Source organism: Streptomyces sp. RG80, assembly GCF_040446465.1.
Classification (GTDB): Bacteria; Actinomycetota; Actinomycetes; order Streptomycetales; family Streptomycetaceae; genus Streptomyces.
On record NZ_JBEAAJ010000001.1, the window covers coordinates 395,944 to 418,073 of the forward strand.

General features: G+C 70.9%; 19 protein-coding genes. 8 read left to right on the forward strand and 11 right to left on the reverse strand.

Annotation, left to right across the window (positions count from 1 at the left end; genetic code table 11):
* Nucleotides 1-122: 122 nt before the first annotated feature.
* Nucleotides 123-1,277 carry a cystathionine gamma-synthase gene (locus ABKA17_RS01895; protein WP_353690019.1) on the forward strand — a complete coding sequence of 385 codons (1,155 nt, stop codon included), beginning with the start codon at nt 123-125 and terminating at the stop codon, nt 1,275-1,277.
* A gap of 13 nt (nt 1,278-1,290) precedes the next feature.
* Here the strand turns inward: ABKA17_RS01895 and ABKA17_RS01900 are convergent, their stop codons facing one another.
* From ABKA17_RS01900 to ABKA17_RS01910, 3 genes are all read right to left on the reverse strand, one after another.
* Entirely contained in the window at nt 1,291-1,539 is a 249-nt protein-coding gene (locus tag ABKA17_RS01900; protein WP_353690020.1) for a hypothetical protein, read from the reverse strand.
* A gap of 31 nt (nt 1,540-1,570) precedes the next feature.
* The gene (locus ABKA17_RS01905) at nt 1,571-2,074 is read right to left on the reverse strand and encodes a sigma factor-like helix-turn-helix DNA-binding protein (RefSeq protein ID WP_353690021.1); all 504 of its coding nucleotides are present in this window, start codon (nt 2,072-2,074) and stop codon (nt 1,571-1,573) included.
* Nucleotides 2,075-2,287: 213 nt separating this feature from the next.
* Entirely contained in the window at nt 2,288-2,794 is a 507-nt protein-coding gene (locus ABKA17_RS01910) for a MarR family winged helix-turn-helix transcriptional regulator (protein ID WP_353690750.1), read from the reverse strand.
* A gap of 163 nt (nt 2,795-2,957) precedes the next feature.
* Between ABKA17_RS01910 and ilvA the strand changes: the two genes are divergently transcribed.
* The 3 genes from ilvA (at nt 2,958) to ABKA17_RS01925 (ending at nt 6,229) form a co-directional block, all read left to right on the forward strand.
* A complete protein-coding gene (ilvA, locus tag ABKA17_RS01915; RefSeq protein WP_353690022.1) occupies nt 2,958-4,196 on the forward strand; it encodes a threonine ammonia-lyase in 1,239 nt (412 codons plus the stop codon).
* Nucleotides 4,197-4,364: 168 nt separating this feature from the next.
* On the forward strand, nt 4,365-5,387 hold the full coding sequence (locus ABKA17_RS01920) for an ATP-binding cassette domain-containing protein (protein WP_353690023.1): 1,023 nt from the start codon (nt 4,365-4,367) through the stop codon (nt 5,385-5,387).
* Nucleotides 5,384-6,229, forward strand: a complete 846-nt coding sequence (locus ABKA17_RS01925; protein ID WP_353690024.1) for an ABC transporter permease — start codon at nt 5,384-5,386, stop codon at nt 6,227-6,229. Before ABKA17_RS01920 ends, ABKA17_RS01925 begins: the two co-directional genes overlap by 4 nt.
* 77 nt (nt 6,230-6,306) lie before the next feature.
* On the opposite strand, the gene greA is transcribed toward ABKA17_RS01925, so the two are convergent.
* Together greA and ABKA17_RS01935 are read right to left on the reverse strand one after the other, a co-directional pair.
* Nucleotides 6,307-6,807, reverse strand: a complete 501-nt coding sequence (gene greA, locus ABKA17_RS01930; protein ID WP_353690025.1) for a transcription elongation factor GreA — start codon at nt 6,805-6,807, stop codon at nt 6,307-6,309.
* A gap of 188 nt (nt 6,808-6,995) precedes the next feature.
* A complete protein-coding gene (locus ABKA17_RS01935; protein WP_353690026.1) occupies nt 6,996-7,394 on the reverse strand; it encodes a DUF4307 domain-containing protein in 399 nt (132 codons plus the stop codon).
* A 105-nt stretch (nt 7,395-7,499) separates the two neighbouring features.
* Here ABKA17_RS01935 and mca point away from each other — a divergent pair, with 105 nt between their 5' ends.
* Entirely contained in the window at nt 7,500-8,381 is an 882-nt protein-coding gene (gene mca, locus ABKA17_RS01940; RefSeq protein ID WP_353690027.1) for a mycothiol conjugate amidase Mca, read from the forward strand.
* Nucleotides 8,374-8,628 (forward strand): hypothetical protein, encoded by a 255-nt coding sequence (locus ABKA17_RS01945; RefSeq protein WP_353690028.1) that lies wholly within the window; start codon nt 8,374-8,376, stop codon nt 8,626-8,628. The genes mca and ABKA17_RS01945 overlap by 8 nt, the downstream gene beginning before the upstream one ends.
* Before the next feature lie 7 nt (nt 8,629-8,635).
* Here the strand turns inward: ABKA17_RS01945 and ABKA17_RS01950 are convergent, their stop codons facing one another.
* From ABKA17_RS01950 to ABKA17_RS01965, 4 genes are all read right to left on the reverse strand, one after another.
* Nucleotides 8,636-9,613, reverse strand: coding sequence for a hypothetical protein (locus ABKA17_RS01950; RefSeq protein ID WP_353690029.1), 978 nt, complete (start codon nt 9,611-9,613; stop codon nt 8,636-8,638).
* Nucleotides 9,614-9,635: 22 nt separating this feature from the next.
* Nucleotides 9,636-10,964, reverse strand: coding sequence for a CHAT domain-containing protein (locus ABKA17_RS01955; RefSeq protein WP_353690030.1), 1,329 nt, complete (start codon nt 10,962-10,964; stop codon nt 9,636-9,638).
* Nucleotides 10,965-10,969: 5 nt separating this feature from the next.
* The gene (locus ABKA17_RS01960) at nt 10,970-13,789 is read right to left on the reverse strand and encodes an AAA family ATPase (RefSeq protein ID WP_353690031.1); all 2,820 of its coding nucleotides are present in this window, start codon (nt 13,787-13,789) and stop codon (nt 10,970-10,972) included.
* 98 nt (nt 13,790-13,887) lie between these two features.
* Nucleotides 13,888-17,091, reverse strand: coding sequence for a tetratricopeptide repeat protein (locus ABKA17_RS01965; RefSeq protein ID WP_353690032.1), 3,204 nt, complete (start codon nt 17,089-17,091; stop codon nt 13,888-13,890).
* 198 nt (nt 17,092-17,289) lie between these two features.
* Here ABKA17_RS01965 and ABKA17_RS01970 point away from each other — a divergent pair, with 198 nt between their 5' ends.
* Both ABKA17_RS01970 and ABKA17_RS01975 read left to right on the forward strand, forming a co-directional pair.
* Nucleotides 17,290-18,534: a recombinase family protein gene (locus ABKA17_RS01970; protein WP_353690033.1), complete on the forward strand. Its 1,245-nt coding sequence runs from the start codon at nt 17,290-17,292 to the stop codon at nt 18,532-18,534.
* A gap of 48 nt (nt 18,535-18,582) precedes the next feature.
* Nucleotides 18,583-20,610 (forward strand): thioredoxin domain-containing protein, encoded by a 2,028-nt coding sequence (locus ABKA17_RS01975; protein WP_353690034.1) that lies wholly within the window; start codon nt 18,583-18,585, stop codon nt 20,608-20,610.
* A gap of 123 nt (nt 20,611-20,733) precedes the next feature.
* Here ABKA17_RS01975 and ABKA17_RS01980 read toward each other — a convergent pair whose 3' ends face one another.
* Both ABKA17_RS01980 and ABKA17_RS01985 read right to left on the reverse strand, forming a co-directional pair.
* A complete protein-coding gene (locus ABKA17_RS01980) occupies nt 20,734-21,462 on the reverse strand; it encodes a Mut7-C RNAse domain-containing protein (RefSeq protein WP_353690035.1) in 729 nt (242 codons plus the stop codon).
* A gap of 33 nt (nt 21,463-21,495) precedes the next feature.
* Complete coding sequence (locus tag ABKA17_RS01985; protein ID WP_502994095.1) at nt 21,496-22,128, reverse strand: TetR/AcrR family transcriptional regulator; 633 nt, start codon at nt 22,126-22,128, stop codon at nt 21,496-21,498.
* Between the last annotated feature and the right edge of the window lie 2 nt (nt 22,129-22,130).

Below are 22,130 nucleotides of genomic sequence, written 5' to 3' on the forward strand. Positions count from 1 at the left end.
TTGGCCAACCCGGTCCCCGGCCTGTGGAAAACTTCCCGTCCCGCCCCCGGGCGCCTGGGGAAAACCCTGCTTGTGCTTCGTCGTACGACACCTGCCCCGCGAGCGGACTACGCTCGGTCCCCATGAGCGACAGGCACATCAGTCAGCACTTCGAGACGCTCGCCATCCACGCGGGCAACACGGCGGACCCCCTCACCGGTGCGGTCGTCCCGCCGATCTACCAGGTCTCGACATACAAGCAGGACGGCGTCGGCGGTCTGCGGGGCGGCTACGAGTACAGCCGCAGCGCCAACCCGACGCGCACCGCCCTGGAGGAGAACCTCGCGGCCCTCGAGGGCGGCCGACGAGGTCTCGCGTTCGCGTCCGGACTGGCGGCCGAGGACTGCCTGTTGCGTACGCTGCTCAGCCCCGGTGACCACGTGGTCATCCCCAACGACGCGTACGGCGGCACGTTCCGTCTCTTCGCCAAGGTCGTCGCCCGGTGGGGCGTCGAGTGGTCGGTCGCCGACACCAGCGACGCCGCCGCCGTACGGGCCGCGATCACCCCGAAGACCAAGGCCGTGTGGGTGGAGACCCCCTCCAACCCGCTGCTCGGCATCACCGACATCGCCGCCGTCGCGCAGATCGCCCGGGACGCGGGAGCCAGGCTCGTCGTCGACAACACCTTCGCCACGCCGTACCTTCAGCAGCCGCTGTCGCTCGGCGCCGACGTGGTGGTGCACTCCCTGACCAAGTACATGGGCGGCCACTCGGACGTCGTCGGCGGTGCGCTGATCACCGGGGACGAGGCGCTCGGCGAGGAGCTGGCGTACCACCAGAACGCGATGGGCGCGGTCGCCGGGCCCTTCGACTCCTGGCTGGTGCTGCGCGGCACGAAGACGCTGTCGGTGCGGATGGACCGGCACAGCGAGAACGCCACCAAGGTCGCCGACATGCTGACCCGGCACGCGCGCGTGACGAAGGTGCTGTACCCGGGTCTGGAGGACCACCCCGGTCACGAGGTCGCTGCCAAGCAGATGCGGGCCTTCGGCGGCATGGTCTCCTTCCGGGTCGACGGCGGTGAGGAGGCGGCCGTCGAGGTCTGCAACCGCGCCAAGGTGTTCACGCTCGGCGAGTCACTGGGCGGCGTCGAGTCCCTGATCGAGCACCCCGGCCGGATGACGCACGCGTCCGTGGCCGGCTCGGCCCTCGAGGTCCCTGGCGACCTCGTGCGCCTGTCGGTGGGCATCGAGAACGTCGACGACCTGCTGGAAGACCTTCAGCAGGCCCTTGGCTAGCCCTGTCGCCGGATCACCACCCGGTCACCGGTGGAGTCGTCTCGGACGGCGGCTCCACCCAAGGGCGGGCCATCACCGCCCACACCACGAACGCGACGCTCGCCGCGAACATCAGGAACCACATCAGCCGCAGCGCCACCCGCCGCCTACGCAGCGCGCGCCCGCCCCGGCGCACGGCTTCGTCGTGAAGCTCCGGCGGTACGGGCGGCGACACCTGCTCCATGATGCGGCGCACCGCGGCCTCGCGTTCGGGCCGGTTCACGGCAGGTCCCTTCCCGTACGGCCGCTCGTCCTCATGACGCCACCACCTTCGCGCCTCCCATCGCCGGCGCCGGTCCGCGCGGCGGGTGCAGCAGTGTGGCCGCCGCCCGGTCGCAGATCGTGTGGACGCGTTCCGCGGCGAGGCCCAGCAGGGCTGCCGTCTGTTCCTCGGCGACGCCCTCGTACAGGCGCAGGACGAGGACGAGGCGTTCCTGCGGGGCGAGCGCGGCCAGCGGGCTGGAGGGGTGGGGGCGGGCGCCGCCCAGGCCGCCGTACTGGTGCCAGGCACCATGGGCGAAACGGGTGGCCAGGTACCGGCGGGTGCGGTCGTAGGGGTCCTCGCCGCGCAGTCGGTCCCAGCACGCGTACGTGTGCGCGAGCGACAGGGTCAGCAGCCGCCGCGCGCGCGGGTTGTCGTCGGGCGCCTCCGCCGTCAGCAGGGTCGCGGCGTGCAGCAGCCGCCCGCCGGCACCCGCGACGAACGCCTCGAACTCCCGGGCCCGGCGGGCGTCCTGGGACGCTTGCCGTTGTCGCACCGCGCCTCCCGCCTGAGGGCGATCTGTGACGGAACAGGACCCGACCCGCTCACGGGATCCGACCCGCGTACGGGAACGGGATACGGAACCGTGTACGAGTTGAGGACCCGGTCTCATATGAGGCCAGGGGTGGCCTTTCGGTCAAGAGCCGCGCACACCGAGAATGGCGCGTCGAGCGGCGACCACGTGCGCCACGCGCGCGTGACAGCGGGCTCAGGAGGCCGACGGCGGCTCCGCGCCCGGCAGGCCCTGGGCCGCCATCCGGGAGGAGAGCGCGGTGTTGAAGCGCGTCAGGAGCGTGCAGAAGGCCTCGCGCTCCTCCGGGGCCCAGTCGTGTGTCAGCTCCGCCATCAACTGACGCCGGGAGGAGCGCACTTCCTCCAGTCGTGACAGCCCGCGCGGGGACAGCTGGAGCACCACCGCCCGGCCGTCCTCGGGATGCGAGGTGCGCTTGACGAGCCCGGTGTCCACGAGCGGAGCCACCTGCCGGGTGACCGTCGACGAGTCGATGCCCATGCTCGCGGCGAGCGCCTTGACGCCCATCGGGCCTTCCTTGTCGAGGCGGTTGAGCAGCAGGTATGCGGCGCGGTCCATGGAGTTGCGCACCTGCCCGACTCCGCCGAGCCGGGTCTGTTCGGCACGACGGGCGAAGACCGCCACCTCGTGCTGCAACGTGTCGAGGAGACCGGTGTCACCGACGGTCGTCATGTCCATCGACATTTCAGGTGTTGTGGGCATGGCCGGGGGCTCACTTCAGATAAGGGGTGCTGGGTTGGGGGACAGGGTACGCGGCCGGAAGGCGGGCCGTACCGGGGCTGCGTAAACCGGTCTCGGAGGTTGGTCACAGCGGCCGCTTGCGCCTGTGAACTGCGATGCTTGTGTCATGAGCTACGGCACGGCTGACTCCTTGCACTCCCTGCGGCCCGTCACTCTCGACGATGTGCGCGGCGCCCAGAAGATGCTCACGGGGGTGGCGCGGGTGACCGCGATGGAGGGCAGCCGGCACCTGTCCCAGCTGGTGGGCGCGCCGGTGCACTTCAAGTGCGAGAACCTCCAGCGCACGGGGTCGTTCAAGCTGCGTGGCGCGTATGTGCGGATCGCCGGGCTGCTGCCGGAGGAGCGGGCCGCCGGCGTCGTCGCCGCGAGCGCCGGCAACCACGCGCAGGGTGTGGCGCTGGCGTCGTCCCTGCTCGGTGTGCGTTCCACGGTGTTCATGCCGAACGGCGCCCCGCTGCCGAAGATCAGCGCCACCCGGGAGTACGGCGCCGAGGTCCGGCTGCACGGGCAGGTGGTCGACGAGACGCTGGCCGCCGCGCAAGAGTACGCGGAGCGGACCGGAGCGGTGTTCATCCACCCCTTCGACCATCCCGACATCATCGCCGGTCAGGGCACGGTGGGCCTGGAGATCCTGGAGCAGTGCCCGGAGGTCCGCACGATCGTCCTCGGCATCGGCGGCGGCGGTCTCGCGGCCGGGGTGGCCATCGCGGTGAAGTCGGTCAGGCCCGATGTGCGGATCGTCGGCGTCCAGGCGGCGGGCGCGGCCGCGTATCCGCCCTCGCTGGCGGCCGGGCGCCCGGTGTCGATCGACAACCCGGCGACGATGGCGGACGGCATGAAGGTCGGCCGCCCCGGCGACGTACCGTTCGAAATTATCGGCGAACTGGTCGACGAAGTGCGTACGGTGACCGAGGACGAGCTGTCTGCCGCGCTGCTGCTGAGCCTGGAGCGGGCCAAGCTGGTCGTCGAGCCCGCCGGGGCGAGCCCGGTGGCGGCGCTGCTGAGCGACCCGGGTGCCTTCGAGGGCCCGCTGGTCGCGGTGCTGTCCGGCGGGAATGTCGACCCGGTGCTCCTGCAACGCGTGCTGCGTCACGGCATGTCCGCGCAGGGACGCTACCTGGCCGTGACGCTCAGACTGACGGACCGGCCGGGCGCCCTGGCCACGCTCCTCGGGGTGTTGTCAGTGGTGGACGCTAACGTCCTCGATGTGAGTCACGTACGGACCGACCCACGGCTCGGGCTCACGGAGGCGGAGGTGGAGCTGCACCTGGAGACGAAGGGTCCGGAGCACTGCGCCGAGGTCGGCCAGGCCCTGCGGAACGCGGGCTACACGGTCATCGACTGAGCGCCGGAGCACCGAACTCCCAGCTCAGGAGCTTCTCCTTCACTCGTTCGAGTAAGCCCGTTGAGAGACGCGATATATCGCGTTATGGTGTGTCGACGGAGAGCCCGAGCGCGAGAAATCACCCAAACCTAGACTTTCCAAAGAATCCCCGAAGACGTGGAGACTCATATGCCAGGCGCCATCTATGCCGAAGGTCTGGTCAAGACCTTCGGCGACGTAAAGGCTCTGGACGGCGTCGACCTCGATGTCCCCGAGGGCACCGTCCTGGGCCTGCTCGGACCCAACGGCGCGGGCAAGACCACGACGGTCCGCTGCCTGACGACCCTGCTGAGGCCCGACCGCGGCAAGGCGGTCGTCGCGGGCCTCGACGTGCTCAAGCATCCCAACGAGGTGCGGCGCTCGATCGGCCTGTCCGGCCAGTTCGCCGCGGTCGACGAGTATCTGACCGGCCGTGAGAACCTCCAGATGGTCGGCCAGCTCTACCAGATGAAGGCCAAGGACGCGAAGGTCCGGGCCGGTGAGCTGCTCGACCAGTTCAACCTCGCGGACGCGGCCGACCGTCCCGCGAAGACCTACTCCGGAGGCATGCGCCGCCGCCTCGACCTCGCGGCCGCCCTGGTCGTCTCCCCGCCCGTGATGTTCATGGACGAACCGACGACCGGCCTCGACCCCCGCAACCGCCAGCAGCTGTGGGAGGTCATCAAACAGCTCGTCTCCGGCGGTACGACCCTGCTCCTCACCACGCAGTACCTGGAGGAGGCCGACCACCTCGCGCACGACATCGCGGTCGTCGACCACGGCCGTGTCATCGCCCGCGGCACCTCCGACCAGCTCAAGGCCCGCACCGGCGGCGAGCGCGTCGAGGTCGTGGTGCACGACCGCGAGCACATCCCGACCGCCCGGGAGGTCCTGGCCGGCTTCGGCAAGGGCGACACCACCGTCGAGGAGCACACCCGCATGCTCACCGTGCCCGTCACCGGCGGCGCCAAGCTCCTCGCCGAGGTCATCCGCGAACTCGACGTGCGCGGCATCGAGATAGACGACATCGGCCTGCGCCGCCCCACCCTCGACGACGTCTTCCTCTCCCTCACCGGCCATCACGCCGAGGCGGAGGGGAACGGCGCGAACGGTACGGCGAGCGCGGCCGAGGACGCCAAGGACCGCCGCCAGAAGAAGGAGACCGGCAAGTGAGCGCCATCACCGACGCCGTACGCGTCACACCCGCCACCAACCCGGTCAGCCAGTCGATCCGGGACTCACTGGTCGTCGCCAAACGGAACCTGATCCGCATGTCCCGGATCCCGGAGATGGTCATCTTCGGGCTCATCCAGCCGATCATGTTCGTGGTGCTGTTCAGCTATGTGTTCGGCGGCTCCATGAACATCGGCGGCACCACGGACTCCTCGGTCTACCGCGAGTTCCTGATGGCCGGCATCTTCGCCCAGACCGTCACCTTCGCCACCGCGGGCGCGGGCGCCGGGATCGCCGACGACATGCACAAGGGGCTCATCGACCGCTTCCGCTCGCTGCCCATGGCGCGCGGCGCGGTGCTCACCGGGCGGACCCTGGCCGACCTGGTGCAGACGGCGCTCACCCTGTTCGTGCTGGCCATGGTCGCCCTGCTGGTCGGCTGGCGCACCCACACCAACATAGGTGAGGTGCTCGGCGCCTTCGGTCTGCTGCTCCTGCTCGGGTACGCCTTCACCTGGGTCGGTGCCCTCATCGGCCTCTCCGTGCGGACGCCGGAGGCGGCCACCTCGGGCGGGCTGATCTGGCTCTTCCCGGTCACGTTCGTGTCGAACGCGTTCGTGGACTCCGGGCAGATGACCCCCTGGCTGCGGCATGTCGCCGACTGGAACCCCTTCAGTGCCACGGTCCAGGCGTCCCGGGAGCTCTTCGGCAACCCCGGGGTGTCCACCTCCGACGCCTGGCCCATGCAGCACCCGGTGTGGGCGTCGCTGATCTACTCGATTCTGATCATCGTCCTGTTCAGGACGCTGGCGGTGCGGAAGTACCGCTCCGCGACAGCCTGAGGCGGCACGACGAAGCCCCCGGGGTCGGTGGGACGCCGGGGGCCTGTCGAGGCAATGCGGGGTGGCCGGGAAAAGGATCAGCCGCTGTAGGGCTCGGCCTTGAGGATCTTCACGGAGGCCTTCCTGCCGTTCGGCAGCTCGTACTCCGCGTCCTCGCCGACCTTCTGGCCGATCACGCCGGAGCCCAGCGGGGACTGCGGCGAGTAGGTCTCGATCTCGGTGCTGGCGTACTCGCGGGAGGCCAGCAGGAAGGTGGTCGTGTCGTCCTCGTCGCCGTCGAAGGCGATCGTCACGAGCATGCCGGGTGCCACCGTGCCGTCGGCGGACGCCGGAGCCTCGCCGACCTTGGCCTTCTCCAGGAGCTGGGTCAGCTGTCGGATGCGGAGCTCCTGCTTGCCCTGCTCTTCCTTGGCCGCGTGGTACCCGCCGTTCTCGCGCAGGTCGCCCTCCTCGCGCGCGGCCGCGATCTTCGCGGTGACTTCCTCGCGCGCGGGACCAGACAGGTACGCCAGCTCTTCCTTGAGCTTGGTGTACGCCTCCTGCGTAAGCCAGGTGACGTCTTCGCTGGTCTGGGTCACAGGTGCTCCTCGTAGGTACTGGGAATACAAAGCATCGCCCTACCCAGAAGAATGTTCCTTCACGGAAGGGCGAAACCACGAGCCTAACAATTCAGCGGCCCAAGGGGGAGGACATAAGCCATCAGAATCACGTCAACGCAGGTCAGCGAGTACGTAATGCGGACTATGTCAGTCGGAGTCGGCCGGAGTCAGTCGGCGTGACAGCCGAGCAGCTCCGCCGTCGTGCCCGGTGACGTCGTACGCAGGGTGACGACCTTGTCGATACGGGTGGCGTCACCGTCGAAGCGGAAGTCGGCCCGGCCGACCTCGGCACCGCTCTCCGCCTGCGAACGTACGGTGCAGTAGCCGCTCGCGCCGGAGTCCTTGCGGACCTCCAGATGCACCTGCACGCCGCTCGGCCCGGCGTCGAAGGAGATCACCTCGGCGCTGATCTTGTTCTGGCCGACGTAGTGATAGGCGAAATACCCCATCAGCGCCAGGAGCAGCGCCCCCAGAACAGCACCGGCGATCTTGAGCTTGTGGTCGGCGCGCTCGTCCGAGGAACGGCCGTAACGGCCCTCGGGCAGTCGCGTGCTCGCCGTACTCATGATCGTCCTCCGGACACCGGAATTATTCGCCCCCCGATTCGGTCACTATAGAAGCGCCGATCGCCCCGGTTCACATCAGGGGCGCCGACTACTGAGGATTGTGTCTTGACTGACCAGCTGCGACTGATGGCCGTACACGCGCACCCCGACGACGAGTCGAGCAAGGGCGCGGCCACCATGGCGAAGTACGTGTCCGAGGGGGTGGACGTGCTGGTCGTGACCTGCACGGGCGGGGAGCGCGGCTCCATCCTCAATCCGAAGCTCCAGGGCGACAAGTACATCGAGGAGCACATCCACGAGGTACGCAAGAAGGAGATGGACGAGGCCCGCGAGATCCTCGGCGTCAAGCAGGAGTGGCTCGGCTTCGTCGACTCCGGTCTGCCCGAGGGCGACCCGCTGCCCCCGCTCCCCGAGGGCTGCTTCGCCCTGGAAGACGTCGACAAGGCCGCCGGTGAGCTGGTCAGAAAGATCCGCGCGTTCCGTCCGCAGGTGATCACGACCTACGACGAGAACGGCGGCTACCCGCACCCCGACCACATCATGACCCACAAGATCTCGATGGTGGCGTTCGAGGGCGCGGCGGACACCGAGAAGTACCCGGAGGGCGAGTTCGGCACGGCGTACCAGCCGAGCAAGCTCTACTACAACCAGGGCTTCAACCGGCAGCGCACCGAGGCGCTGCACCAGGCGATGCTGGACCGCGGTCTGGAGTCGCCGTACGGGGAGTGGCTCAAGCGCTGGAGCGAGATCGAGCGGGTCGAGCGCACCCTGACCACGCACATCCCGTGTGACGACTTCTACGAGATCCGCGACAAGGCGCTGATCGCGCACGCCACGCAGATCGACCCCGACGGCGGCTGGTTCAAGGTCCCGATGGAGATCCAGCGGGAGGTCTGGCCGACGGAGGAGTACGAGCTCGCGAAGTCCCTCGTCGATACCTCCCTCCCCGAGGACGACCTCTTCGCGGGCATCCGGGACAATGCCTGACATGAGCGCAAGCGTGAGCCTGGCAATGACCCACTTCGCGACCTTCGCCAAGGAGGTCGACGAGGACAAGGTCACCCCCGGCGTCCTCGGTTTCGTCGTCTTCGCGGCGATGGCCCTGGCCGTGTGGGTCCTGATGAAGTCGATGAACAAGCACATGGGCAAGGTCGACTTCAAGGAGTCCCCGGAGGCGGAGGCCGGTGCGTCCGGCGCCAAGGCCGCAGACCGGGCTGAGCCACAGAAGGGCTAGCCGCCGCTCACCGGGAGTGGTCGGCCAGTGACAGCAGCAGGTGCGCCGACTCCGGCCGGACATGGTCGGAGTGGGCGCCCGCGGGACCGTGACCGCGGACGAAGACGTCACTGGCGTCCACGCTGACGAACCGGTGGTCGAGGACGGCGAGCGGATAGGGCTCCTCGACGGGCAGCATCCGGATCGCCGACACCGGAGCGGGCGCCGTACCGATGCCCGCGTAGCCGATGCCCGCCCGTTTCTCGGCACGCAGGTGCCAGAAGCCGGTCGCTCGGTCGTGCTGTGAGTACGTCGCGACCACCGGGCCGCGCAGCGGTGCTTCGCCGAGCGTGGTGAACATCGCGGCGAAGGCGTCGCGCGGCGCCGCCATCTGCAGCAGCAGCATCGAGTCCACGGTGAACGGGCGTCCAGGTGGCTCGGGAGTGCTCCAGCCCAGCGTGTCCGGCCCGTCGGCGGCCCATTGGACGGCCTCGCACAGGAGGCGGCAGCCGAAGGAGTGGCCGAGCAGGTGCAGATACTGCCCGTCGCGGTTGGCCAGCACCGAAGCCGCGCCCGGGTCGGCGCGACGGGTGTCGAGATAGCCGAGGAGTCGGCCGATCACTCGGGCCGCGTGTCCGGCCGTACTCATGGCGTGCGCGCGGTCGCGGATGCGTCGGTACCCACCGAGTGAGGGCAGCGAGCGGGAGGGCCAGCGCACGACGACGGTCCAGGGGCGCCAGGGCTTGAGATTCGGGTAGCGATCGGGGGCGTACCGCGTGGCCGTCAGCTCCAGCAGTCGCCGTACCGCCGCGCATGCCGAATCCGGCTTGGTCTGCCAGCCGTGGACGTAGACGAGCAGGTCGGTGGCCCAGGCGGGTGGGGCCAGTTCCTCGGCGAAGTGCTCGTCGAGACGGTTCGCGGGGACGGGGCGGGGGCCGGCGGAGGTGCGTTCCAGGAGCCAGCCATCGGGGGCGAGGTCGACGGCGTGCACGTCGGTCGCGCTCATACGGTGATCTCCCTGGACGCGGTCATACGGCGATCTCCCGGTCACTGTCGGCGGCCGGCGCGGTGGAGCGCGCCAGCCGGGTGTCCATGCCGTGGTGGAGGGCGTAGGCGAAGCCGAGCGGATTGTGCAGTTCGTCGGCGAAGCGGCGGGCGACGCTGTGGGCGATCGCTCCTGCGCTGCCGTCGCCGCGCAGATAGCGGGTCAGGAACTGCAGCGCGTACTCGGCCGCGAAGATCTGCGGCATCTCGATCTGCGGGCCCAGTACGCCCCGTGCACCCGAGTGGATCAGCGCCGCACCGAGGAACGCCAGATCGCCGCCGCCCTCCGGCACTCCGGCGTGACAGGCGTTGAGAACGACGAAGGGCTGGAACGGACTTCCGTCGCCGAAGGCTCGCCGCCGCTCTCGTACCGTCTCGCCGTCGAAGGTGGTCTGGTCAGTCAACTTCAGGGCGAGGACGGCGGGTTGGGAGCCGTTGGGGACGAAGTGGCCGTGGCACCAGAAGTACATCAACTGCTCGCACAGAGTGCGGTCGGCCAGGGCGTGCACCAGCTCCCGGCGCGTCGTGCGCTCCACGAAGCAGGTGTCCTCGGCAAGCAGGGAAGCGACCTCCGCGGCCCGGGTGAGGCCCTTGCGATCGATGCCCGTGTCGTGGTTGAGGCTGACGGCGGGCACCGCGGGGGCTGTGACCTGGCCGGCCAGCCAGGGGTAGGCGCCGCCGGTCTGCTCGATCTGGTGCCGGTGGCCCAGGAACAGGGAGAAGAGCGAGGTCGGGTCAGGGCCGCCCTGCCCGTCGATGTCCGCGGGGCGCAGACACACCATCGGCCACGGGATGTGCAGCTCGGAGTCGAAACGGACCCGTAGCCCCTCGGCGGAGGCCAACGCCTCCGCCAGGCACGTACGGAACCGCTCCACTCGCGGATCGACTCCGCCGAGCAGCGTGCCGAAAAGCAACTCCGATCCAGCCAGGGCGAGTTCGTCGAGGATGCCGTGCAGCTCTTCGGGCGGACGGTCGCGCAGGTCGACCAGGGAGGCGTACGGCCGTGACGGTGCGCCGGGTGCCGGGCGGCCGTCGGTCTGCAACGGCTGGTAATCGACGAGGAGTTCCTTCCACAGGCGGCACAACCGGGCGGCGGCAGCGCGTACTTCGGCGGGGCGGGCGGGAAGGTCGACGCGGTGCTCGGTGCCGTACAGGGAGGGCACCTCGGGGCCGTACAGCCGGGCCCTGACGCGGTCGCCGGCCAGGATGTCGAGGGCGACGGTGATGTCGGGGGCGAGGGTCAGCTCGCCGGGGAGGGTGCTGAAGCCGCGGCTGGGGTCCTGGACGACACGGACCCGGAGTTCTGTGGCCATCCGCGCTACCGCCCTCGCTGCCCGGCGACGATCTGCCTGGCGGCATACGTCTGCGGGGCGGCATGCGCGCCCGTCCCGTCCGTGTCGAGGATTTCCAGTTCTGTCTCCACCTGTTGCAGGACGGTGCCGGTGCGTTCCAGGGCGATCGTGAAGCGGACGACGTGGACGCCGGGTCGGTGCGCGGTGAAGTCGAACTCGGCTCCATGGACGGGGAGTTCGGAGGGGCGGAGGAGGGCGGTGGGAGGTTCGAGGGAGGCGGGGGTGAGGGGGATCGCCACGGCGGTCAGCCAGGGCGGGCCGCCGTCGGGGTGGAGCCAGGGGTGGCCGGTGGCCGGGACGACGCGGAGGAGGATGCGGGCGGTCGAGTCGACGGCGCGGGGGTCATCGAGGAGGGTGAGACGGACCTGGCAGTGGGGGGTGGGGGCGGCGGAGCGGGTCCGGCGGTCTCTGCGGCGGGCGGAGACGGCGACCAGGTCGCGGGCGCGGAAGGGGATGGCCTGCCAGTCGCCGCTCAGCGGATCCCTCAGGTGGCCGCTGGTCAAGGCGGAGCGGAAGTGCGCGAGATCCTCCAGGCGCCGTGCGCGGCCGCCGAGGTCGGCGGGGAGATCGCCGGGGAACATCGACAGGCCCAGCCCTACGCCTGAGCGGACGCCGCCGACGATCTGCGTCCACAGGAGGCCGGATTCGTCGTCCAGTTCGTCGAAGTGGTGTTCGGCGCGGGTCAGGAAGTCGGCGATGGCCGTTCGCGGCTTGACGCGCAGCGCCAGCTCCAGCAGTGACCAGGCCTGGCCGAGCGGACAGTCCGACGCCTTGAACTGCCGCTCGGCCGCGATCAGTTCGGCGTTCGCATAGGCGGGCGGGCCCAGGACCGCCAACCGGTGCCTGGCCCAGACGGCCCCCAAGGTGTCCGCGCAGTCGCCGAAGTGGTGGGCGGCTGCGCGCAGCGCCACGATGGCGTCTCTCGTACGTCCGTGACGTGCGTGGATCAGGGCCAGGTACTGACAGGTCCAGCCCATTCCGCGGACGTCCTCCATCGCCTCGTGCGCGGTGAGGGCGCGCTGTGCGGTGTCGAGTTCGTCCTCGGCGGACGGCCGGTCCAGCAGGCCCACCCTGATCTGTTCCGTCGCCACCCAGTTCCGGCCGCGGGCGTCTCCCACCGAACGGAACGCCGCCTCCGCCTGGCTCAGCAGGTGCTGGGCCCCGTTCGCCTCACCCATCAGCAGCGAAGCGCGCGCCTGGTGCAGCAGTGCCCAGCCCCGCCCGCGCGTGCAGCCCGCCTGCCGGTGCGTCTCCCCGGCCCGCAGCAGCTCTGCCTTCGCCTCGACCGGACGGCCCTGGTCGCAGAGGGCGGCACCGCGGACGACGGCGTGCCACGCGTTGTCGGCGGCCTGGGCGGGCGGTTCGTCGGCGAGTGCCATCAGCGCGATGTCCAACTGCCCCGAGAGATATGCGACGTCGGCGTAGGCGTAGGTGAGGCGGGCGTCGTTGGGTTCGTCCCGGAGCAGACGCAACGACGGCTTTGGCAGGCCCAGTTGTCGCAGGGCGACGCTCAGCGCATGGCATGCCGCCACGGGGAAGTCCCGGTGGAGGGCTACGAGGCGGTGGGTGTCGCCCCTGACGGCCAGCAGGAGGCCCAGCGCGTCGATCGACTGTCGCCACTCGTCGCCGGGGCGGGGATGGCGCGACAGCAGATCTATGAAGTCGTCGGCATACGGGATGAGTTCGAGGGGAGAGAGCGGCGAGAGGACGCGAGGGTGGGGGCCCGGCAGCGGGCGTCCGTCGAGCCGTATCGCCGTGTCCCACAGGTCGGCGGACGCGGCGACGTACAGCGCGCGGCTGACCTCCTCGGCCAGGGTGCGCAGTTCGTGCCCCGGCATCCCGGTCCGTACCGCCTCGGCGACCGGTGCGGCGAGTGTGAAACGGTCCTCGCCGACCCGGGTGACGATCTCGTACCCCGCGAGCAGTTCCAGCGTGTTGCGCAGGAGGTCGGAGTTCGCCCCGGACAGCGCCTGCAAGGTACGCAGCGTGAACGGTGCGGGAGTCTCCCGCACGGACAGCCGCCGCAGGATGTCCGCCGTACCGACATGTTCGAGGACGCGGGCGAGCAGACCCCCGGCGCCGTGGACGCCCGTGACCCGCGCGCCGGGTATTCGGGCCGCGACGGCACCCACGACCCGTACGAGAGGCGGTGAACCACGGACCGCCGACAGGAGGGCCGGAAGATCGCTGTCCGGTCGGGTCCCGCCGCCGGACCCTGCGACGGCCTCGGCAAGCCGCGCGGCCTTCCTCGCACCCAACGGCCGCACCGCATGCAGCCGCGCACCGCTCCCCTCCCAGGCCGCCCGCTGCCGCGAGGTGACGAGCACCCGGGTCCGGCTGAGGTCGAACCGGTCCAGCACCCGGCGACCGACCTTCGCCGCCGCGTCATCAAGCACGACCACCGAGCCCGCCGTGTACTCCGCGCACTGCCGGCGCAGCTCACGGTTGAACGGCTTGCGGTTACCCCTGACGTACGCCTCGACGATCGCCCGCCGTGGCGCCCGCCGTTCCGCCAGCAGCCGCAGCAGCACCCGCTCGGCATCCTCCACCCGGCACGCCCCGGTCATCGTGATCCAGTGCACCGGCAGGTCCCGCTCGCCCACCCGCCGCGCCACCGCTGCGGCCAGCGCCGACTTGCCCACGCCGGCCGGACCGTGCAGCACTATCACCTGTGGGGCGTCCAGGGCCAGCAGTTGATCGGCGAGCTGTACGACATCCCCGTCCCGTCCCACGAACGGCTCCGGCAGCCAGGGCAGCGGCCTCGGCGAACGCAGCGCATCTTCCATGGCAGCCCCCAACCCGCCGTAAGATCACGGCAGTTGACCCCTGACTCGCACCCCCAGGGTTCCAGGCGGCAGCGCCCTCGGCCAGCGGAACGCGCCTTTCATCCCCGCGCCGCCGGCACCGCCACCCCCATCACTTCCCGGGCATGCCGGTTCGGCACCATGCCCAGCCGCCAGGCCTGCCAGCCCGCCTCCAGGTTCACGCCGCGTTCCAGGAGCAGCAGATACGCCTCGACGTAGTCGTCGAGCTTCTCGTCCCGGGACGGATGCCCGGCCCGCGACAGCTGTTTCAGCTCCTCCTGCGCCACCGCCGTACCGATCTCCACACCGCCCGGGGCGGCGTACGGCAGCAGGGTGCAGCGCAGGAAGCGGGCCCAGTCCTCGCCGCGGCGGTCGCCGTACGAGGTGAACAGGCCGATCGCCTCGTCGCACAACGTCAGCGCCTGCGGTGTGCGGGTGTTGCCCGCGTCCACCACCGCGAGCTCCAGGCATGTCCACGCCTCGCCGTGGGCGACGCCGATGCGCTGGAAGTCGGCGCGGGCGTCCACCAGGAGCTGGCGGGCGAAGCCGGAGTTGCGCAGCGAGCCGGTCTGGGAGGCCCGCTGGTCCCGGGTGACCCGCGCCGAGTGATGGCGGGCGCAGGCCAGGCCGTAGACGTCGCGCATCCGGGAGAACATCGTGCGCGAGCGCTCCAGCTCCCGTACGGCCAGGTCCAGGTTGCCCGTCTCCTCCAGCGCCTGGCCCAGGTAGTACACCGACCAGGCCTCGCCGCGCGCGTCCTCGTTGTCGCGGTGCCGGGAGGCCGCCTGGCGCAGGCCGTCCACCGCGGGGGAGGGGTCGCCGGCGACCAGGCGGGCGCGGGCCAGCTGGGTCAGTGCCCAGGCCTCGCCGCGGGCGTCGCGGGTACGGCCGTAGAGGTCCAGGGCGCTGCGCAGCTCGGTCTCCGCGCGCGGGACGTCGCCCATGCGCAGACCCAGCTGGCCGAGCTGGAAGTGGGCCCACGCCTCGCCGTGCACGGACTCGCCGGCGCGGTGCAGGACCAGGGACCGGGTGAGGAGGTCCATGGCCTCCGTGAGCCGGGCCCGGTCGCGCTCCACCGCGGCCAGGGCGTGCATGGTCCAGGCGCGGTCGGTGGCCAGTTCGGGGGCCGCCTGGAGGTCCAGGGCCTCGTGGAGCTTGGTGGCCGCCTCCGTCAGGTTGCCCTGGTGGTGCAGGGTGATGCCGAGGGAGCAGAGGGCCCGTGCGGCGCCCGCGTCGTGATGGGCCTCCATGTAGAGGTCGACCACCGAGGTCAGGGTGGTCCGCGCCTTGTCCAGCTCGCCCAGCTGACGGGCCGCGATACCGGTGCGCCACTGGACCGACCGCACCAGCAGCCCCTGGTCCACCGCCTGCGCCAGCTCGCTGATCTCGCCCAGGCGGTAGAGGTCGCCGCGCAGCAGGCAGTAGTCGCACAGGGCGCCGAGCAGGTTCAGGACCGCCGCCTGGTTCACGCCCTCCGCGTGCCGCAGCGTGGAGGTGATGAAGCTGGACTCGTCGTCCAGCCAGCGCAGCGCCTCGTCCAGGGACGTGAAGCCGTGTGGGCTGAAGCGGTCCGAGCGGGTCGACATGTTGCCGTCGACCAGGCGCAGCACCGAGTCGGCGAGCTCGGCGTAGTTCACGATGAGACGTTCCTGCGCCGAGGTGCGCTCGGCCGGTTCCTCCTCGTCCAGGAGGCGGGCCTGGGCGAAGGCACGGACCAGGTCGTGCAGGCGGTAGCGGTCACCGCGGACGTGGTCGAGCAGCCCGGCCCGGGACAGCGCGACCAGCTGGCGGGTCGCCTCCGCCTGATCGGTGGCGAGGAGCGCCGCGGCCGCGGCCGCGCCCAGGGACGCCCGTCCGGCGAGCGCGAGGCGCCGCAGCAGTCGGCGGGCCGAGTCGGACTGGTCGGTGTAGCGCAGCCACAGCACCCGCTCGACCGGCTCCACCGGGCCGTACGCGCCCAGGTCCGAGGCCAGCGCGCGCGGTGAGCGGGGGCCGAGGGACGAGCCCGCCACCTGCAACGCCAGCGGCAGACCGCCGCACAACTCCCTGATCCGCTCGGTCGATTCGGCGTCGTAGGGACCCGAGGAGTCCTGGGCCGCCGCTCCCAGCAGCTCCTCGGCGCCGGCCGCGTCCAGTGCGTCGACCGGCAGTTGGTGCACCCAGGCGGGCAGGTCGGCGGGCAGGTCGAGAGCGGTGCGGGCGGTGACGAGGACCAGGCTGTCGGAGCGCTCGGGGACGAGCGTACGTATCTGCTCGGGGTCGCAGGCGTCGTCCAGGACGATCGTCACCGGCAGTCCGGTCAGATGCTGGTGGTACAGCTCGCCCAGCCGCTTGACCTGCTGGTCCGGTGAGGAACGCTCACGGAACAGCAGTTGCTCACGGGGGGCGCCGAGCCGGTTGAGCAGATGCAGCAGGGCGTCCCGGGTGGACAGCGGCGGTTCCTCCGGGCTGTCGCCGCGCAGGTCCACGACGCACGCGCCGCGGAAGTAGTCCTTGAGGTCATGGGCCGCGTGCAGCGCGAGGGCCGTGCGGCCGCTGCCGGACGAGCCGTGCAGTACGACGACGGTCGGGCGGGTCTCCGTACTGGCCCGGGCCGCCTGCACCCACTGCCGGATCCGCCCCAGCTCCTGCCGTCGGCCCGCGAACGCGGCGACCGGCTCCGGGAGTTGACCGAACGACTGCTGGAGCAGGTTCCGGCCGCGCGCCGCCGCGCTCTTGTCGGCGCCCTTGAGCCGTGGCCCCGTCTTCTTCGGCCCCGTCGAGGCGCTCCGCACCCGCTGCTGGTCGAGGAACGGCCGGATGCCGCGCACCTCCAGCGCGGTCAGCCAGGCCAGCCGCAGCTGTTCGGGCCCGCCGGGCTGGCTCGCCGCGCCCGCCTGATGATGCGCGGCCGGCAGATGCGAACCGGCGACCTTCACCACGGTCGCCGCGGCACCCACCACGCCGACGGCCGCGCCGGCGCCCAGCGCCGTGCCCGTGCCGGTGCCGAGCACCAGGTCGGTGACGACGGCCGCGAGCGCCGCCACCCCCGCCACCATCAGCGGAGTCCCGCCGCCCTCCTTCGCGTACCGCTGCCCGAACGTGAGTTGTCCGGCCGCGGCCTCGTCCAACGCGCGCGTATAAGCCTCGTACTCCTCCGCGGCGGTCTGTGCCATGGCGTCCAACGCGCCACGCCCCCGCGCCATCAGCACCGGGCCGTCGGTACGCCCGCCGGAGCGCCGCACCTCCTCCTCCACGGCCCGGGCCAACAGCCGCTCGGCGTCCACCCGATGGCTGTCCCGCATGTCCCGTCCCCCTCCGGTGACAACTCCTTTGCTTATGAGTGTCCTTCGGGAGGCGCGCGAACGCGAGGGGGCGGCGATCAACGGATGCGGTCCGGTGACCTATAGATCACTCGATCGTTTCTATGACTGTCGGGCGAACTGTCGAATGGGGGAGCTGTGAGCCAAGGTCTGGCGAACGAACCAGCCGGATTGATTCCGGTGGCGTCTTATGCGCGCACGTCCGAGGACTTTCGGCAGAAGGACGGCCACGGGGTACGCCACCAGTTGCGGATCAATGAGCGGACCGCGCGCGAGTACGGGTGCCGAGTCGTAGCGACATACACCGACAACGGCTGCAGTGCTTCCAAGCGGGGAGCGGCGAGACCCGGATTCGACCTTCTGGTGGAGGACTTGGGACGTGGTGACACCGTCGACGGCCAGGTGCTGGACGGGGTCGTCTGCGTCGCGGACGACCGGCTGTATCGCCGCGCGGACGATCTCACGCGCTTCTTCACCGCACTGACCAGCCACCCGGACCGGATCTACGTCGACCCACACGGCGTCCGGGACCCGTACTCGCAGGAAGGACTTCTACAGGCCGTGCGATCGCTGGATGTGGCGGTGATGGAGACACGGGTCAGAAGCCAGAGGCTGATGAACTGGCACTGGGCGCGGGCCGTCGAAGGTGTGCCGCACAGCGGACCCCGCCCCTTCGGATGGCTGGAGAACCGGATCACCCTGCACCCCGTGGAAGCGCCCTTGGTGCAGAAGGCCATTGCCGACCGGGTGAGCGGGAAATCGGTCCGGGCCATCGCACGCGAATGGTGTGACCTCAAGGTGACCGGAACCCGGGGTGGCAGGCCCAACCCCCAGACCGTCACCCAGATCATGACCGCTCCCAGGGTGTGCGGTTACCGAGCCAATAGGGGTGAACTGCTGCTCGTGCCGGAGACCCGGCAGCCAGTGCTGGGGCAGTGGGAACCCATCGTGGCACCGGACCAGTGGCATGCGGTGTGCGCGACGTTCTCCGCAGGCAACCTGTACATGCACAGAGGAACCGGGGCTCCAAGGCGCACCGCGGGGAAGGCCGCTCCCCGTCAGCTCGGCAGTGGAATCCTCCGGTGTGGGGCGAAGCGCGACGACGGCACGGTGTGTCACGGCGCGTTGTGCGCCCAGAAGGGAAGGAGCAGGAAGAGCCCCTACGTCTACTCCTGTCGCGACTGCAGGCGATGCAGCATCAGCGGACCGTTGGCCGACGAAGCTCTTGAGCGACTCCTGTTCTCCGAAGCGGCCGGTCCCGCACAGCCGTCCGCGGCCATGCGGGACCGCTGGCATGCCGGTGAGGTGGGGCTCGAGGAGAAGCGGAAGATCCTCGCGGCCGCGCTCACCGGCTGTGTCGTACAACCGGGCGTGAAGGGCCGGCAGGCCTGGGACCACTCGCGCGTGCGGCCCTCCTGGCGTTGAGGCCGGTCCGTCCCCCGGTCCAGCGGTGCTCTCAGGCAGGATGGGGACATGCCGAACCGACTGGCCCATGAGACGTCCCCCTACCTCCTCCAGCACGCCGACAATCCCGTCGACTGGTGGCCCTGGTCGGAAGCGGCGTTCGCGGAGGCGCGGGAGCGAGGCCTGCCCGTGCACCTGAGCGTCGGGTACTCCAGCTGCCACTGGTGTCATGTGCTAGCGCGCGAAAGTTTCCAGGACGAAGCAGTCGCCGATTACATGAACGCCCACTTCGTCAACATCAAGGTCGACCGAGAAGAACGCCCCGACGTCGACGCCGTCTACATGGAGGCCGTACAGGCCGCCACCGGCCAGGGCGGCTGGCCGATGACCGTGTTCCTCACGGCGGACGCCGAACCCTTCTACTTCGGCACGTACTTCCCGCCCGCGCCCCGGCACGGGATGCCGTCCTTCCGGCAGGTGCTGGAGGGGGTGCGCAGTGCGTGGACCGATCGGCGGGACGAAGTCGCCGAGGTGGCCGGGAAGATCGTGCGGGATCTCGCCGGGCGGGAGATCTCCTACGGCGACACCCAGGCGCCGGGGGAGGAGCAGCCGGCCGCCGCGCTCCTCGGGCTCACCCGCGAATACGACGCGCAGCGCGGCGGGTTCGGCGGGGCGCCGAAGTTCCCGCCGTCCATGGTCGTGGAGTTCCTGCTCCGCCACCACGCGCGCACCGGGTCCGAAGGGGCTCTTCAGATGGCGAGCGACACCTGTGAGCGGATGGCGCGCGGCGGGATCTACGACCAGCTCGGCGGCGGGTTCGCGCGCTACTCCGTCGACCGCGACTGGGTCGTGCCGCACTTCGAGAAGATGCTCTACGACAACGCCCTGCTGTGCCGTGTCTACGCCCACCTGTGGCGCACCACCGGCTCCGAGCTCGCCCGCCGGGTCGCGCTGGAGACCGCCGACTTCATGGTGCGGGAACTGCGCACCGCGGAAGGCGGGTTCGCCTCGGCGCTGGACGCCGACAGCGACGACGGCACGGGGAAGCACGTCGAGGGCGCGTACTACGTCTGGACACCCGGACAGCTCGGTGAGGTCCTCGGCGAGGACGCCGAACTCGCCGCCCACTACTTCGGGGTGACCGAGGAGGGCACCTTCGAGGAGGGCGCCTCGGTGCTCCAACTGCCCCAGCACGAGGGCGTGTTCGACGCCGAGAAGGTCGAGTCCGTCAAGAGCCGGCTGCTCGACGCCCGGGCCCAGCGGCCCGCCCCCGGCCGGGACGACAAGGTCGTCGCCGCCTGGAACGGCCTCGCCGTCGCCGCGCTCGCCGAGACCGGCGCCTACTTCGACCGGCCCGACCTGGTCGAGGCCGCGCTCGGGGCCGCCGATCTGCTCGTGCGGGTGCATCTCGACGAGCAGGCGCGGCTCTCCCGTACCAGCAAGGACGGGCATGTCGGCCCCAACGCGGGGGTGTTGGAGGACTACGCCGATGTCGCCGAGGGGTTCCTCGCGCTCGCCTCCGTCACCGGGGAGGGCGTCTGGCTGGAGTTCGCCGGGTTCCTGCTCGACCACGTCCTCGCGCGGTTCGTCGACGAGGAGTCCGGTGCGCTGTTCGACACCGCCTCCGACGCCGAGCAGTTGATCCGCCGGCCCCAGGACCCCACCGACAACGCGGCCCCCTCGGGGTGGACCGCCGCCGCCGGTGCGCTGCTGAGCTACGCCGCCCAGACCGGGGCCGAGCCCCATCGCACCGCCGCCGAGCGGGCGTTGGGGGTCGTGAAGGCGCTCGGCCCTCGGGTGCCCCGGTTCATCGGATGGGGGCTCGCGGTCGCGGAGGCGCTCCTCGACGGGCCCCGGGAGGTTGCGATCGTCGGGCCCGCGCTGGACGACCCGGGGACAAAGGCCCTGCATCGTACGGCACTTCTGGGCACCGCCCCGGGGGCCGTGGTGGCCGTGGGCGCCCAGGGGAGCGACGAGCTGCCGCTGCTCGCCGACCGGCCGCTCGTCGGTGGCGCCCCGACCGCCTACGTCTGCCGCAACTTCACCTGCGACGCGCCGACGACCGACGAGGACCGGCTGCGGGCGGCGCTGAGCTGAGCACGGCCGGACGCCGCCGCTGAGCGCTCCGCTGGAAGGGCGGTGGACGCGTAGTCGTTCGTCCGCGGCGCCGTCGTTGCTGGTCGCGCAGTTCCCCGCGCCCCTTTGGGGGACCCGGCCCGCTCAGCTCCTCGAGAACTCCGCCAGGGCGCGTTCCACGATGGCCTCCAGCTGTTCGTGGTGCGCGCCCTTCCAGTACGCGCGCCCGCAGTCCGTGCACTGCGCGAAGACGTCGTACGACCGGTGCGTGCCGCCCGCCAGCTGGTCGGCGACCTCCTCCTTGGTTGCCTCGTGGAGCAGGCCGTTGCAGGCGGTGCAGCGGGTCCAGGGCCTCAGGTCGGGGCGGAAGCGGTCGAGGACGTCACGGAGCTGTTCCTCGGGGCGGGTGCTGTAGACGTAGGCGCCGGCCCACAGTTCGCGGCGCCGCAGCAGGCCCCGGTCGCGGCTGAGCATGACCCGCCGCTCGGTGGCGGAAAGGGTGGCCAGGGCCGGGTCGCCGATGTCCGTCGACTCGTACGCCGTGTCCACGCCGAGCAGCCGCAGCCGGCGGGCGAGGGTGCCGAGGTGGACGTCGAGGAGGAAGCGCAGCGGTGCCCCCGGGACCCGCTGGGGGCGCTCGACCTCCCGTACCTCGACGCAGTCGCCCAGGACGGGGACGTACGACCTCGGGACCTCGCGGCCGTCGACGACGAGCGTGCCGACCTCGGTCAGCGGGACGCCGAGGGACTCGACGACATGGCCGAGGGTCGAGACGCCGTCGGTGGTGACCGTGGTGGTGCCGTGGCGGCGTTCGTGCGGGACGAAGAGGGCCGGCCTGGGGGCGAATTCGACGTGGATCTCCGGTCCGTTCACCCGGTCAGGATGTCATGGGCCCGGGGGTGTGCCTCAGTTGTTTTTCGTGGGGAGGCCGTGTTCCAGGACGGTCAGGGCCTGGTCCACGAGGTCGCGCAGATCGCCCTCGAAGTCGTGCTCCGCCCAGTACAGGGAGGCCTCCATCAGGCCGCCGATGAGGGCCATCGAGTAGACGCGGACCTGGACGCCGTCCGGGTCGAGGCCGGAGCGGGCGGCGAGCGCCTCGCGGAGCATGCGCGTGGTCTCCGTCATGCTCTCGACCATCCGGGCGCGGACGGCGGGGACCTGGACCCCGAGGTGTGCCCGCAGCCGGACAGCCTCGGGGTTCTCGCGCATGTTCCCGTCGACGGCCAGGCGCATCACGTGCCGCAGCGAGTCCATCCACGACTCGTCGGCGGGCCGTGCGCGTAGTTCCTCGACCATCAGGGGGTCGAACTCGTCGGTGAGGACGATGTCCTCCTTGGTCGGGAAGTAGCGGAAGACGGTCGACGGCGACACCTCGGCACGCTCGGCGATCTGCTCGACGGTCGTGGCGTCGTACCCCTGTTCCTTGATCAGCGCGTAGGTCGCGGTGCGGATCGCCTCGCGGGTCTTGATCTTCTTGCGCTCGCGCAGGCCCAGCTGGGGGCGGTCGGCGGGGGAGAGGGGTGAGTGTGCGGCCGTCATGG

What these genes read in the sequence shown, in the direction of transcription:
- ABKA17_RS01895 (WP_353690019.1), top strand. Translation starts at nt 123, where the DNA reads ATGAGCGACAGGCACATCAGTCAGCACTTCGAGACGCTCGCCATCCAC.
- ABKA17_RS01910 (WP_353690750.1), bottom strand. Translation starts at nt 2,794, where the DNA reads ATGTCGATGGACATGACGACCGTCGGTGACACCGGTCTCCTCGACACG.
- ilvA (WP_353690022.1), top strand. Translation starts at nt 2,958, where the DNA reads ATGAGCTACGGCACGGCTGACTCCTTGCACTCCCTGCGGCCCGTCACT.
- ABKA17_RS01920 (WP_353690023.1), top strand. Translation starts at nt 4,365, where the DNA reads ATGCCAGGCGCCATCTATGCCGAAGGTCTGGTCAAGACCTTCGGCGAC.
- ABKA17_RS01935 (WP_353690026.1), bottom strand. Translation starts at nt 7,394, where the DNA reads ATGAGTACGGCGAGCACGCGACTGCCCGAGGGCCGTTACGGCCGTTCC.
- ABKA17_RS01945 (WP_353690028.1), top strand. Translation starts at nt 8,374, where the DNA reads ATGCCTGACATGAGCGCAAGCGTGAGCCTGGCAATGACCCACTTCGCG.
- ABKA17_RS01950 (WP_353690029.1), bottom strand. Translation starts at nt 9,613, where the DNA reads ATGAGCGCGACCGACGTGCACGCCGTCGACCTCGCCCCCGATGGCTGG.
- ABKA17_RS01955 (WP_353690030.1), bottom strand. Translation starts at nt 10,964, where the DNA reads ATGGCCACAGAACTCCGGGTCCGTGTCGTCCAGGACCCCAGCCGCGGC.
- ABKA17_RS01960 (WP_353690031.1), bottom strand. Translation starts at nt 13,789, where the DNA reads ATGGAAGATGCGCTGCGTTCGCCGAGGCCGCTGCCCTGGCTGCCGGAG.
- ABKA17_RS01965 (WP_353690032.1), bottom strand. Translation starts at nt 17,091, where the DNA reads ATGCGGGACAGCCATCGGGTGGACGCCGAGCGGCTGTTGGCCCGGGCC.
- ABKA17_RS01975 (WP_353690034.1), top strand. Translation starts at nt 18,583, where the DNA reads ATGCCGAACCGACTGGCCCATGAGACGTCCCCCTACCTCCTCCAGCAC.
- ABKA17_RS01985 (WP_502994095.1), bottom strand. Translation starts at nt 22,128, where the DNA reads ATGACGGCCGCACACTCACCCCTCTCCCCCGCCGACCGCCCCCAGCTG.